A 13,315-nucleotide genomic window follows, 5' to 3' on the forward strand; every position below is an offset into this window, starting at 1 on the left:
AAGAAGATACGGCCGACGCCGTCCTCTGGCGGCGCAGCAAGTATCTTCCCTTAGAAATATAAGCAAAGTTATGAGGGATTTAATATTTCTTATATTTCAAGAAGATACGGCTGACGCCGTCCTCTGGCGGCGCAGCAACAGGAGGTTCATGTAATGCAAGACGGTTCAGCAGGCGGCAAATCCTCTATCTATAAGCGGTATGCAGGGCGTATCCGGCCCTTGCAGCATTATGTGCTCACGGGAAGCTTTATGAAATGGGTCTTATACGGCGCGTTAATCGGAATTTTGACTGGATCGGCCTCCGCATTATTTCTGGCTGCGCTGGACTATGCCACAGAAGAGAGAATCAGTCAGCCCTGGCTGCTGTTTCTGCTGCCGTTTGGCGGGGCGCTGGTGAGCTATGCTTATCTTCGTCTTGGCGGCAGCTCTGCCAAGGGGAACAATCTGATCCTGGAGCAGGTCAACAACGGTCAGGAGAGGATTCCGCTTCGCATGGCGCCGCTCGTTCTTGCCGGCACCGTCATTACGCATTTGCTGGGCGGTTCGGCGGGACGCGAAGGAACGGCCGTGCAAATGGGCGGAAGCATGGCGGAATGGCTGGGGAAGAGGCTTAAGGTTAACCGGACGGATCGCGCCATACTGCTGATGTGCGGAATCAGCGGAGGGTTCGGTTCCGTCTTCGGGACACCGCTTGCCGGGGCGGTATTTGGCATGGAGGTGGCGGTCATCGGGATGCTGCGGTACGAAGCGCTGCTGCCCTGCTTTACGGCAAGCTTCGTCGGCGATCTTGTCACCAAGGCATGGGGCATTCATCATGTTCAATACGCAATGAGCGGCGTACCGGGCATCGGCTGGCTCGTTATTGTAAAGGTACTAGCCGCTTCTGTTTTATTTGGGCTGACCAGCCTGCTGTTCAGCGAGCTTACGCATGCCTGCAAACGGTTGTTCACGCGGCTGTTTCCTCATGCGGCGCTGAAAAGCTTCATCGGCGGACTGATCATTATCGCGCTTGTCTATGCTGCGGGTACCCGCGATTATTTGGGCCTTGGCATACCGCTGCTCGTACAGTCATTTACGGAGCCTGTACACTCACTGGCTTTTCTATGGAAGACCTTGTTTACATCGCTTACGCTCGGTGCCGGATTCCAGGGAGGCGAGGTGACGCCGCTCTTCGTTATTGGCGCCGCACTTGGCAATGCCCTTGGAAGCCTGCTGCATATCAGCCTGCCATTCATGGCGGGTCTGGGGCTTGTTGCCGTGTTCAGCGGCGCGACGAATACACCCATCGCCTGTTTTATTCTCGGCATTGAATTATTTGGCTCCGATGCGATGATCTATATCTTCATGGCTTCTATTGTCGGTTACCTGTTCTCCGGCCATTCCGGGATCTACACGTCGCAGCGGATTGGTGCAGGCAAGATTGGAATGAGGGGATCCGACCCTGATGCAACGCTCGCTGCTTACCGCGGCAGGGTGAAGTAGTCAGCGCCTAAACCAGGCAACGCATCCGAAATGAAGCGGGACCATTACCAGTATTTTAATTCGTTGGTATAATAATCATGATTTGAAATGCTGTTTCAATATAAAGGAGGGAATTCCAATGAAAATCGGTATCGTGGGGGACTTCAACCCGGCATATCCCTCACAGCAGGCTGCGCAGGAAGCGCTTGTCCATTCCTCCGAATGGGCAGGAATAAGCGCCAGGATCGACTGGATCCCGTCAACCGGCATCAAGGATCGGATGTACGATTATAACGGCTATTGGATTGCTCCCGGCGTTCCTGAATCCTTGGATGGCGTGCTGCAGGTGATTCAATATGCGCGGCAGAATCAGGTTCCGGTTCTTGGAACATGCGGCGGTTTTCAATATATGGTGATGGAATTTGCGAGAAATGTTTTACAGATCGAGGATATCGGTCATGAAGAGCAGAATCCTGCCGCCAGGAATCTGATCATAAGCAGGCTCAGCTGCTCTCTCGCCGGCCAAGACGGGAAAGTAATCATCATGAAGACTTCCCGCGTCTATGACATCTACCATACGGAAGAGGTGACAGAGCCGTTCAGATGCAGCTATGGCTTGAATGCCGCCTACATAACGGAACTTGTGAACGCCGGTCTCCTCATAACCGGATCAGATAGCAGCGGAGAGCCGCGTGTGATTGAAATGCCGGAGCATCCGTTCTATATCGGCACCTTATTTGTTCCCCAGCTTCGTTCAACACCCGTTTCACCCCATTGCCTTGTTGATGCATTCCTGGAGCACGCATCCCGTTAAGATAAGGTACCGTATAACTCCTCATTCCACTTCGCGTGAAGCAAGCTCTCTCCTGTGTCACAGTAAATCCTCCATTATGATCAGACCGCCATGGAATTTCCATCTTCCAGCGTTTCCAGGGGATGGCCGGACGGCGGGAACCCGGAACCTTTGATCATTTGCCGATTTTTGATCCGGATGACGAACAGCGGTGTCAAATTCGCCGCCGGCGAAGATTTCAACAACAATATTGATTCCCGGGAGCTGGAAGCGCAGCTTGGGGTCAAGGGGGTCAACTCAAGGACTGGCTGAAGGATAAGCCTCGGCACCGGAGTCGCCGCGCAGTCCTCCGGAAGGTCGTCGAATTCCACCTTAACTTCAGAATGTTGTCGTAATACATCTTCGCCGCAGGGCTTAGCTTGAGACAATACAAGAAGAACGACTCCTTCATGACGAATGTCTTCACCGGTGCGCCGACCGATACGGGGAGAGCCGCTGCTGCCTCTTGGTATCACTGGGAGCCGAAGAAAACTGTCGTATGCTTTTATTGATAGTTGTACTTTTCAAAGTGTAACCAGGCCTTGGCGCAACAGCCTGTATTAATGCTAGTGGTGGGGACAGTGCTGCAGCATGGTTTTTCCTTTTTATAGGGCGATTATCGGGCCTGCGAAGTGTGGAAGAAGGTTTTTCCTTGCTGCAGCTACCGATCGTGCAATGAAAGCGCCAAAGCAGAGCTGCTGCAAGGTTTTTCCTTATTATAGGGGCGATTATCGGGCTTGCGAAGTGTGGAAGGAGGTTTTTCCGTGCTGGAGCTACCAATCGGCGCTCAGCCTTTCACCGAACAATTGAATGAAGCAGCGGGGACTGGGCCGCATTTTTAGAGATGAAATAAATAAGATGGGGTTTAGCTGGAGGAATACTCAATATACTTTAGAAGGTGAGACCGAATGAATGTATCCGTGAACTCTAGCATGATCCTGATGGGGAGCAGCAGCCATGAATGAACGGAGGAATAAAGAAAGCTTCAGTCCTCAGAAATCGGCGATAGCCGGTGCTTCCTGCATGTATCTGGTAAAATAGGAGTAATTATTATTCTGCTTACGACGAAGGGGGACGATTATGCCGGACAGAGAGCTGAAGAAGGATACAATCATTTATAAGCGCGGTTTGGGATATGAGCTTCGGCTCCTTCTGTTCAAGCCCGAGAGCTGGAGCGCGGATGACAAACGGACCGCAATCGTGTGGATTCACGGCGGCGGCTGGAGAAGCGGAGAGCCTGAACGTTTCGGGCGGCATTGCCGGATGTTTGCCGGACGCGGTGCTGTGAACTTCAGCGTGCAATACAGGCTACTCCCGCAGGAAGGCGAGCTGCCAAAAGACGGCGCTGCCCGCAGCGTGGAGGAATGCATCTCCGACTGCAAATCCGCTATTCGTTATATTCGCGGACATGCGCTGCAATTTGGTATTCATCCAGACCGGATCGCCGTGGCCGGCGACTCGGCAGGAGGGCATCTGGCCGCGAGTATGGCGACGCTGGCAGGCTGCGATGAGCCTGGAGAGGATCTGGCAACTTCGGCGAAAGCCGATTTGGTGGTTACCTGCAACGGAATCGTTGATTTCACTGGCAAATGGAAGATGATGATCCCGCAGCGTGAGAGCGGGCAGCCTGTGGTGAATTGGATGGAACGGCATAAACATGCGCAAGCGATGTCCCCCCTGTACAATGTGGCAGCCGGTCAACCGCCGATGCTGATTATGCATGGATTAGAAGATGAGGTCGTTATACCCGAGGATGCGGTGCGCTTCTATGAAGCTTACACGGCTGCCGGCAATGAAGCGGAGCTGGTCTTGTACGCAGAATTGAAGCACGCTTTTATCCTGTTCGATTATACGGCAGCGGAGGTTGAGGTCCTGCAGGCGCTGGGGCGGATCGATGATTTTCTGGTCAGACACCGTTTTCTTGATGAGATCCAGTTAACCTATTTCAGGGAGGCGAACGATTATGAATGAACGGCTTCCACAGAAGATCAGCAGAAGGGCTTTCCTCAGCACATCCGGCAAACTAGCGTTAGGAATAACGGGATTGGTGGCAGGAAGCACCGGGTTATTTTATTATGGAGCACTCAAGCATAGAGTGCCTGCCTCCCAGGAGATTCCAAGCCATATGGCTGAACTCGGTGATCTTGGACAGTTAACGGCCCTTCAGGGCATGAATAAGATCGATTATGAGGCAACGATCCATAACGCCTGGGTGACCAAGCCCGTCAAAAGCTTTGTTTACGTCTCGGTTGATGCGAAAGGCGGGCTGCTTATTCTGTCGCCTGTATGTACGCATCTGGGCTGTAAGATTGATCCGGTCCCGGTGGAGAAGCGCGGCGGCTCCAAAAATTTGTTCTTCCAGTGCCCTTGTCATGGCGCCGAATTCGATGACAAAGGTAACGCAGTGGGCGTGGTTTCGCAGGGATTGGATTCGTATGAGGCGCTTGTCGCGGACGGTAAAGTGTATATCGATATTTTGGCACCGATAAAAGGAAGCATTTCTTCATGATCACATGACCGGTTGTGATATCATGGATAATATAGTGGTTCCGGACCATAAGAGAATCACGAAGGCAGAAGCCGCTCACTTTTCAAAAAAAGGAGTCTGGTAAACATGGCGGATTATGAAGTCCAATGTTATCTGTGCAAGAAAAAATTCATAGCGATGGCAGGAACAAAATTATTCAAGCAGGTGAAGCAAAACAGGAAGGGCATGCATTGCTGCGAAGAGTGCAAATGGAAGGTCGAGCTTGAGGCGAGACTGAATTTTGGCAGACGGCTTCTTTGACAGGTGTCGAGCAGTCCGACCATTACGGACTGTTGTAACCGTGCTCATTCAGATTAAGAGATTCATAGGCCTCGGAGAAGAATATCCGGCAATCAAGTGTATCCAATGTGAATGGACCATTGAGGGGAGAAAATAAACATGCTACCAGATAAAAATATACAGGCTTATTCGTCACACGGGGAACAAGGCGGCGCAGTCAGGGCGACCACACAATCTGTTGAAGCCTTGGCTGAGGAATTTATGGCTGCATTATCAGCCGAAGAACTAGAAGCCCTTCAATATGATTTCAACGAAGCCGGCACAGCGGTATGGTCGAACCTCCCAATCAGAGATGCCGCCCGTCATGGGCTGAGGCTGGGTGATTTAGAGGGGAAAAGTCTCAAGGCGGCCCATGCGCTCGCAGAAGCAGCGCTCAGCGCCGAAGGTTATAAAACAATGACGGAGATCATCAGGGCCGATGAGTATTTGCGGCAGGATGCGGGGGGCATGCAGTGGGGCAGCGAGCTCTATTACATCGCGATTTATGGCAAACCGTCGGCAAACGCTCCATGGATGCTGCAGATCACCGGTCATCATCTGGCCGTTAATCTTGTCTTCAACGGGAAACAAACCAGCGCAACCCCCATGTTCGTCGGTGTGGAGCCGCAGTCCTTCAAGGCGGATGCAGCGGAGGTGGAAGCCATGGCCGGACGGATCGGCGCGCTCGCCGCATTCCTGAATTCATTAAGGGCAACGGAGCTTGCAGCCGCGGCAATTGAAGGAGAAATAGGAGACATTATTCTCGGTCCGGGCAAAGACCGGGATTTTCCCGAAACACCGCAGGGATTAGCCGCTTCGGCGCTTTCTCAGGAACAGAGGGACCTGTTCGGTCATGCCATAGCATCCTGGGTCATGGCGGCACACGCAGATACCGCCAAGGAGCTGCTGGAAGCCTACTTGTCGGAAGAGGCAATTAATCAAACCTATATCGGGTGGAATGGCTCATCCGATGTCATGAACAGCAAATCGTATATCCGGATAGACGGACCGCGGGCATGGATTGAACTGGCTGGACTGCAAGGCGCCGCATACCGGGACAAGGTTCAGATCCATACGATTTGGCGGGATAAGGCAGCCGACTATGGCGCTTGCTTCGGTCTGCAAAAGAATGGGCATTCGGAGCATATCAAATGAATGAGGGATTCAATAGAAGCTGGCTGATCGGGAAATTCGGGGAAATCAGGCAGCGCACCGTGAAAGCGCTGGACCAACTAACCGACGAAGAGGTGAATGCCTCGCCTGATCCGGCCAGCCACAGTATTTCGGCACTCATCCAACATATTCACAGCAATGTTCAGGAGCGCATCGCCAAAGGTATTTTGCAGCGGGAATACGAGCGGGGGATCCAATGGATCCCCGTATTCACGGCATGCGACGAATTAAAGCGGCTTATTGAAGACGATATGAATCTGGTCCTCCAGACATTGCACGGAATGAGGCCCGAACAGTGGCTGGAAACACAAATTGTCCGAAATAAAGAGCGGACTCACCTGGACATGCTGCATCAATGCGCTGCCCATTATTCCGAGCATATGGGGCAGATTCTATATCTCGCAAAATGGTTCCGCAGGGATCAATACCGGTCAACCTCGATTTAATCAGGAATTGACTGTTATTGATTTTCGCTTTATAATCGTAATAATTACATATTAGAGGGATATTCAGATGCCTATATGAGATATAGCCTAAGCGCTGCTCCCTATAAATGCGTGGCTGAAGCCTGACGGCTCTTTTTTATCGCCTTTTATCGTAAAAATTACTATATAAAACAAATGATCAAGAAGGTCATTCAAAAGAGGTGCTAAATCAATGGAACAATTCGATTGCCTTATAATTGGGGCGGGTGCAGCAGGTATTGGAATGGGCTGTGTATTAAAGGACTTGGGCGTGAAGCGTTTTGGCATATTGGAAAGAAGCGAGGTGGGCGCCTCCTTCCTGATGTGGCCGAAGGAGATGCGCATGATTACTCCGTCGTTCACCGGCAATGCTTACGGCATGCTGGACCTCAACGCGGTGGCGCTTAAGACATCGCCTGCCTATACGCTGGAAACCGAGCATCCGTCCGGAGAGGATTATGCGGATTACCTGCAGGCGGTGGCGGACTTCAGAGAGCTTCCGATCCGGACCGGTATCGATGTGACGGCTGTTTCACCGGTGGAGGACGGCTTTGTACTGGAAACGACCCAAGGTCCATTGTTCAGCCGTTATGTCGTCTGGGCGGCAGGCGAATTCCAGTATCCCCGATTGGATGGATTCGAAGGGGCCGAGCATTGCTATCACAGCAGCCTGATCAGCGAGTGGAGCGGCCTTGAGGGAGAGGAGTTCGTAATCATTGGCGGATATGAGAGCGGAGCGGATGCGCTGATTCAACTGGGGCGGCTTGGCAGGAAGGTTACACTGATTGACCGCAATGACCGGTTCAGCGAGCGGGGAAGCAGCGACCCCAGCGTGGAGCTGTCTCCCTACACCAAGGACCGTTTGAACGGGCTTCAGAACGGGGATCAGGTAGAATTATTGGGCGGCCACAGCGTTCATTGGGTGGCGGAATCCGAGGATGGCGGGTTTCTGATTTACTGCGAGGATGCAGCAGGAACGGAGCGTTTTGTCAAAACCGCGCATCCCCCCATTCTTGCGACGGGCTTCAAGAGCAGTCTGGGCCTTGTGAAATCCTTGTTCGAAATGGATGGTAAAGGCCATGCGCTGCTTAACCAATATGATGAATCGACACAAACTCCCGGATTATTTCTGTCCGGCCCTGGTGTCGTGCACGGCGAGCTCCTGTTCTGTTTCATATATAAATTCCGCCAGCGCTTCGCCGTTGTCGCTGGAGCTATAGCCGAGGGGCTTGGACTCTCCAAGGCTCCATTGGAGGAATACCGCAGAGCGGGTCTCCTGCTGGAGGACTTGTCCTGCTGCGGCGAGGATTGCCAGTGTTGAGGCATGTGAAGGAGCAGGGGCGCAGCGCGGTTCTGGTTGGCTTCGAATCCTCCGGGAAATCGGCGCTGTTTCGCGGCTTGTCCGGCATGGATACGGGCGAGGAGTCCAACTTTCGCGGCTCGACCGTGAGCAGCCGGCGGGCCAGGCTTGCGGATGATCTGGATCTGGTCGATTTGCCCGGAATCCGGCTGAAGGATGACAGTGTCACCACCCGGCTGGCGCTTGGTGAAATTCGGGGCGCGGATGCTGTAGTTCTGGTTGTCCGCGGCACCCATGCCCAGGTCGAGCTGCCTCTATTGCTGGACAGCCTGATGCTGAAGGACAAACGAACCCTGTTGGTTCTGACCTTTGAGGATAAAGCGTCCGATGAGCTGCATAAGCTTGTTTTGCACTACAAGGACTGGCTCGGCATCGCTGTACTAAGCGTCGATTCCCGCAGCCTGACCGTCGTGAAACGAAAGCAGCTGCTGGAATATATCGATACCGCGAAGCCTGTCCGCAAAAAGGCCGTACTGCATCCTGCACCCCGGCTGCCGGTGATAACGCCGCAGCACACCTGGTTTGAGCATCCGCTGCTGGGAAGGCCGCTTGCTCTTCTTACAACGCTGCTGCTCTTTGCCATGCCTGTTCTGCTTGCTTATCTGGGTTCCCAATGGCTGCAGCCAATCGCCGACCGGCATGTGATTGATCCGCTCCGCTCTGTTCTGAATGCAAGTCCGGCCTTCATCCAATCCCTGCTGATTGGCGATTACGGCATGATTTCATTGGGATTGTATTCGTTCCTGTGGGCTTTTCCCGTGGTGCTGCTGCTCGGGATAAGCGTTGCTGTCGCTGAAGAGAGCGGCTTGAAGGATCGGATAACCGATGCACTGGATGGATGGCTGCGTGTTATCGGGCTCAGCGGACGGGACCTGATTCCTGTTCTCTCCGGGTTTGGCTGCAATGTGGTGGCTGTATTTCAGAGCAGAGCCTGCAGCGCATGCTCGCGGAAATCCTGTGTATCCCTGATTGCCTTCGGTTCGGCCTGCAGCTATCAGATTGGAGCTTCCCTGTCTGTATTTGGCTCAGGCGGTCATCCGTGGCTGTTTGTTCCCTATTTGGCGATGCTGTTTGTGATTGGAGCGCTGCACACCCGGATCTGGAATAGGGGCAAAGGCCAAGAGCTGCACAGGCCGCTTTATGAAACGAAAACCTTCCTGCAGCCCCCTTCGCTGCGCGCGGTAGGCTGGCGCGTCCGTTCGGTGATCAAGCAATTTCTGATGCAGGCGATGCCCATTTTTATCGGAATCTGCCTGGCTGCCACGCTGCTGGAGCAGCTTGGGATTATGGACCGCCTGGCGAGGCTGGCGGCTCCACTGCTTGGATGGTTTCACCTGCCGGAGGAAGCTGCCGGAGGGATTATTTTCTCCATTTTGCGCAAGGATGGGCTCTTGACGCTCAATCAGGATAATGGCGCCTTTCTGCAGACGCTAAGCGCAGGGCAGCTGCTTGTGCTTGTCTATCTGGCTTCGACGCTGACGGCTTGTCTGGTGACGCTGTGGACGGTGCGCCAGGAGCTTGGCTGGCGGTTCGCCGGATCAATGGCCGGCAAGCAGGCCGTCACTTCCGTGGTGTCGGCTTCTATGATCATGGTTTTGGTGATAGGATAATCGAGCAGCTGCAATTTCTTTTTATCCGGCAGGGATGTACAATGAAAGCAGCGGCATCTTCCGCTTCTTATGGCTAGGGGGAATGAAGATATTGGCAGCCAATCAGACAGACAGCGGGAACGAAGAGATTATTTTAAGCGGCCAGTCCAGAGAACGATGGGGACGCAGAAGAAGAGAAATAGCCGAGTGGGTGGAGCTTGTGAAGCCTCCTGCCCGCCATCCGAAGAAAACCGCCCTGCTTGACGGCATTGAAGTCGATGTGGAGCTGCACCGGGCATTGCTGCTGTTTCAGCAAATGAATATCAGCACCGAGTTTTCCTGCGCGGGCGTAAGCATGCTGGATGAACCGGAGGATCATTCGCTGTATGCTTATATTACCTTTCATGAATCGGAGCAAACGGAGCAATTCATCCAATTTGCCATGGCCTATATGCGCCACCGGCTGCTGGTTATCCATGAGCCTTCGCGGGGCCGTTACGATCTCTCGTCCTTCTTCATCGGACATAATCGAAGCTTCTGCATGCTGATCGGGCGCTGCGCGGAGCAATTCCTTGAAAGCCAGCGTCAGGCGGTGACTGTGAACCGGCAGGTCAGCTCTGAACGCTCGTCATAGATGAAGTCCAAACACTTCTTTATCCAGCTTAAGGTCCGCGTTTGGCCCCCAAGCTGAGAGGAGAAGTGTTTTGTTATATCTACATCGGGACAGCTGACCTTGGAAATCCATGGTTTGAATTCGCGCCCCTCGGGTAGTTGTTTAAGGGATGTATTTATGCAGGCTGCGTTGACAATAGTGGAGTTAGGGAGTGATTGGCTTGGACTATGAGAATTTGACCTTACATACGGATAAATATCAAATCAATATGATGTATGCCCATTGGGTGCATGGATCCTTGAACAATAGGGCGGTTTTCGAGGCGTACTTCCGCAAATTGCCCTTTGGGAACGGGTATGCGGTTTTTGCCGGACTGGAACGAATCATTCATTACATTCAAAATTTAGCGTTCGACGAAGAGGACATCATGTATCTGCAGCAGCAGGAGGAGCAGTATCAGGATGGATTTCTCGAGGAGCTGCGGCGTTTCAAATTTACCGGACATATCCATGCCGCAGCGGAAGGGACCCTTGTCTTTCCGAATGAACCCTTGATTCGTGTCGAAGCGAGAGTCTTTGAAGCGCATCTGCTGGAGACGGCGCTGCTTAACTTCATGAATTATCAAACCTTGATCGCCACCAAAGCCTCCCGGATAAAACAAGTGGCTCCAACTGAAACGTTGCTTGAATTTGGCACCAGGCGGGCCCAGGAAGCGGATGCGGCCATATGGGGGGCGCGGGCGGCTTATATTGCCGGGTTCCATGCCACCTCCAACCTGCGTGCAGGCAAATTGTTCGGCATTCCAACAAAAGGCACACATGCCCACTCCTGGATACAGGATCATGATACAGAGGAAGAGTCATTCCGCAAATTTGCCGAAGCGATTCCCGATCAGGTTTCTTTGCTCGTGGATACCTACGATTCGTTGAAAAGCGGCGTCCCCAATGCCATAAAAACAGCCAGGCACCTGGAGCAAATAGGCAAAAAAATCCAATCCATCCGCATCGACAGCGGAGATCTGGCCTATATTTCCAAACAATCGAGAGAGATGCTTGACGACGCTGGGCTGTCTTATGTCAAAATCATCGCGTCAGGGGATCTTGATGAAAACATCATCCTGAATCTGAAGGCGCAGGGGTCAAAAATAGATGTTTTTGGCGTTGGGACCCAGTTAATCACTGCGGCTGACCAGCCGTCATTGGGCGGTGTATACAAGCTGGTCGCAAGAGAGAAGAACGGGGAATACGAGCCGGTTATTAAAATATCGGGGAATCCGGATAAAGTGTCTAATCCCGGAGTGAAGGAAATCTACCGGATTATCAGCAAGGCAACAGGGAAAGCCGAGGCTGATTACATCGCTTTGCGCCACGAGCAGGATGTCTTGCAGGGACAGCCGCTGGACCTGATTGACCCCGTACATTCCTATAGAAGCCGGACGGTAAAGGATTATGAAAGTGTGCCGCTGCTGCATCCGATATTTCTGGATGGCGCTCTTGCGTATCCGCTGCCCAAGCTGGAGGATATCCGAACGTATCACGAAGAGCAGCTCCAGTTATTCTGGCCGGAGTATTTGCGGAAGCTCAACCCCGAGATGTTCCGGGTTAATCTCAGCCGGGAGGCCTGGGAGCTGAAGATGGAATTGATCCGGAAGCATCAAGGATAAACGAATATAAATGCGATCAACCCGAGGCAAGCCCGCCTCGGGTTTTTTTGCAAGCTTATCGGACGGATAACGTGAAATAACCGATTTCACCTCGGAGTTAACCGTTTATTCTGCTGAAATGACCGTTTTAACATTTTAACATGCTGGTTTATGTAAACAACGGTAAACTTCACAACAATCTCTTTACGTGCCTCTAATCCATATCGAACACTTTCTCTCTAGAATGAACGGAGTAAGATAAATCAGGAAGCTGCCAAGAGAGGAGAATCCCCGTGCTTTTCAAAGAGGCTGCCGCTTTGGATGCCAAGCCTATCGAACAGGTTCAGGAACGCAAGCTCGTCAAGCCTCGTTCGAGACGGAAAAGAAAAGAAGCCCTGACAGGCTTGATGTATGCCCTGCCGGCACTGGTACTGCTGCTGCTGTTCCGCTATTGGCCCCTTGTGTTCGGCATGTGGATCAGCTTATGGAAATGGGGTTATGTGCCGGAACGGTTCGTGGGCTTCGACAATTATATGCGCGTCTTCAGAGAAGATCTCATCGTGAACGATCCCATGTCGGGCTTGCAGCTGGGAGAAGTCGGACAAGCGTTCATGGTTACCATCTTCTACGCTATCGGTACGATTCCGCTGACGCTGCTGCTGTCGTTCTTCATCTCCTATGTGCTGTTTCATATAACCAAAGGAAAAACACTGCTGCGCGTGCTTTTCTTTCTGCCTTATATTACTTCTCAAGTCGCTGCGGCAATTGTGTTCAAGTGGATCTTCCATCCCAGTGTGGGGCTTGCCAATTCGGCCGTCAACTTTTTTGGCGGAACGCCTCAGCAGTGGCTCACGGATCCTGACCCGATCCTGGTCAAGCTGCTGAACATGCTTGGCGGCAGCTGGCCGGCATCGATTCCAACGGCGTTCGCAGGCCCGACCTGGGCCCTTGGCGTCGTCATCCTGTTCTCGATATGGAGCAGCCTCGGGTTCCAGATTGTAGTGTTCTTGTCCGGCATGACGCAGATTCCGCATGATCTGACCGAAGCAGCCCGCATAGATGGCGCGCGCACCTGGAACGTCATCCGCCATATTACACTGCCGCTGCTGTCTCCGACCTGGTTTTTGCTTACGATCGTATCGGTTATCGGGGCATTTGAATCCTTTAATGCATTCTATGTCTTCTCGGGCGGCGAGGGAGGTCCGCTTGGCTCGACAATGTCGCTGCCTTTGTACATCTTCCGAAGCTTCTATGTGTACGGACAGGTTGGCTACGCATCGGCAGTCTCCATGCTGCTGTTCATCCTGCTGCTGGGGCTGACATGGCTGCAGCTGCGCTATGGAGAGAAGAAGGTTCATTATATGCATTAATGGAG

At 52.7% G+C, this 13,315-nt stretch carries 13 protein-coding genes; all 13 read left to right on the forward strand.

Annotated features, from left to right (window positions below):
• Positions 1-153 precede the first annotated feature (153 nt).
• The gene (locus tag AC0YOB_RS24345; protein ID WP_475794965.1) at positions 154-1,482 is read left to right on the forward strand and encodes a voltage-gated chloride channel family protein; all 1,329 of its coding nucleotides are present in this window, start codon (positions 154-156) and stop codon (positions 1,480-1,482) included.
• 118 nt (positions 1,483-1,600) lie between these two features.
• A complete protein-coding gene (locus tag AC0YOB_RS24350; RefSeq protein WP_475794966.1) occupies positions 1,601-2,275 on the forward strand; it encodes a CTP synthase C-terminal region-related (seleno)protein in 675 nt (224 codons plus the stop codon).
• A 90-nt stretch (positions 2,276-2,365) separates the two neighbouring features.
• Positions 2,366-2,566: a hypothetical protein gene (locus tag AC0YOB_RS24355; protein ID WP_475794967.1), complete on the forward strand. Its 201-nt coding sequence runs from the start codon at positions 2,366-2,368 to the stop codon at positions 2,564-2,566.
• 807 nt (positions 2,567-3,373) lie between these two features.
• Positions 3,374-4,264: an alpha/beta hydrolase gene (locus AC0YOB_RS24360; protein WP_475794968.1), complete on the forward strand. Its 891-nt coding sequence runs from the start codon at positions 3,374-3,376 to the stop codon at positions 4,262-4,264.
• Positions 4,257-4,802: a QcrA and Rieske domain-containing protein gene (locus AC0YOB_RS24365; protein WP_475794969.1), complete on the forward strand. Its 546-nt coding sequence runs from the start codon at positions 4,257-4,259 to the stop codon at positions 4,800-4,802. Before AC0YOB_RS24360 ends, AC0YOB_RS24365 begins: the two co-directional genes overlap by 8 nt.
• Positions 4,803-4,907: 105 nt before the next feature.
• Positions 4,908-5,081 carry a DUF2197 domain-containing protein gene (locus AC0YOB_RS24370; protein ID WP_475794970.1) on the forward strand — a complete coding sequence of 58 codons (174 nt, stop codon included), beginning with the start codon at positions 4,908-4,910 and terminating at the stop codon, positions 5,079-5,081.
• Positions 5,082-5,219: 138 nt separating this feature from the next.
• Positions 5,220-6,254 (forward strand): DUF3500 domain-containing protein, encoded by a 1,035-nt coding sequence (locus AC0YOB_RS24375; RefSeq protein WP_475794971.1) that lies wholly within the window; start codon positions 5,220-5,222, stop codon positions 6,252-6,254.
• On the forward strand, positions 6,251-6,718 hold the full coding sequence (locus AC0YOB_RS24380; protein ID WP_475794972.1) for a DinB family protein: 468 nt from the start codon (positions 6,251-6,253) through the stop codon (positions 6,716-6,718). Before AC0YOB_RS24375 ends, AC0YOB_RS24380 begins: the two co-directional genes overlap by 4 nt.
• Before the next feature lie 211 nt (positions 6,719-6,929).
• Complete coding sequence (locus tag AC0YOB_RS24385) at positions 6,930-8,057, forward strand: NAD(P)/FAD-dependent oxidoreductase (RefSeq protein ID WP_475794973.1); 1,128 nt, start codon at positions 6,930-6,932, stop codon at positions 8,055-8,057.
• Positions 8,051-9,706 carry a nucleoside recognition domain-containing protein gene (locus AC0YOB_RS24390; RefSeq protein WP_475794974.1) on the forward strand — a complete coding sequence of 552 codons (1,656 nt, stop codon included), beginning with the start codon at positions 8,051-8,053 and terminating at the stop codon, positions 9,704-9,706. Before AC0YOB_RS24385 ends, AC0YOB_RS24390 begins: the two co-directional genes overlap by 7 nt.
• 91 nt (positions 9,707-9,797) lie before the next feature.
• Entirely contained in the window at positions 9,798-10,319 is a 522-nt protein-coding gene (locus tag AC0YOB_RS24395) for a hypothetical protein (RefSeq protein ID WP_475794975.1), read from the forward strand.
• 199 nt (positions 10,320-10,518) lie between these two features.
• Positions 10,519-11,961 (forward strand): nicotinate phosphoribosyltransferase, encoded by a 1,443-nt coding sequence (locus AC0YOB_RS24400; protein WP_475794976.1) that lies wholly within the window; start codon positions 10,519-10,521, stop codon positions 11,959-11,961.
• A gap of 272 nt (positions 11,962-12,233) precedes the next feature.
• On the forward strand, positions 12,234-13,310 hold the full coding sequence (locus tag AC0YOB_RS24405) for a carbohydrate ABC transporter permease (protein ID WP_475794977.1): 1,077 nt from the start codon (positions 12,234-12,236) through the stop codon (positions 13,308-13,310).
• Positions 13,311-13,315 lie beyond the last annotated feature (5 nt).

The organism is Paenibacillus sp. JT31N17 (genome assembly GCF_056269255.1).

What these genes read in the sequence shown, in the direction of transcription:
- AC0YOB_RS24360 (WP_475794968.1), top strand. Translation starts at nt 3,374, where the DNA reads ATGCCGGACAGAGAGCTGAAGAAGGATACAATCATTTATAAGCGCGGT.
- AC0YOB_RS24365 (WP_475794969.1), top strand. Translation starts at nt 4,257, where the DNA reads ATGAATGAACGGCTTCCACAGAAGATCAGCAGAAGGGCTTTCCTCAGC.
- AC0YOB_RS24380 (WP_475794972.1), top strand. Translation starts at nt 6,251, where the DNA reads ATGAATGAGGGATTCAATAGAAGCTGGCTGATCGGGAAATTCGGGGAA.
- AC0YOB_RS24350 (WP_475794966.1), top strand. Translation starts at nt 1,601, where the DNA reads ATGAAAATCGGTATCGTGGGGGACTTCAACCCGGCATATCCCTCACAG.
- AC0YOB_RS24355 (WP_475794967.1), top strand. Translation starts at nt 2,366, where the DNA reads ATGGAATTTCCATCTTCCAGCGTTTCCAGGGGATGGCCGGACGGCGGG.
- AC0YOB_RS24370 (WP_475794970.1), top strand. Translation starts at nt 4,908, where the DNA reads ATGGCGGATTATGAAGTCCAATGTTATCTGTGCAAGAAAAAATTCATA.
- AC0YOB_RS24375 (WP_475794971.1), top strand. Translation starts at nt 5,220, where the DNA reads ATGCTACCAGATAAAAATATACAGGCTTATTCGTCACACGGGGAACAA.
- AC0YOB_RS24385 (WP_475794973.1), top strand. Translation starts at nt 6,930, where the DNA reads ATGGAACAATTCGATTGCCTTATAATTGGGGCGGGTGCAGCAGGTATT.
- AC0YOB_RS24345 (WP_475794965.1), top strand. Translation starts at nt 154, where the DNA reads ATGCAAGACGGTTCAGCAGGCGGCAAATCCTCTATCTATAAGCGGTAT.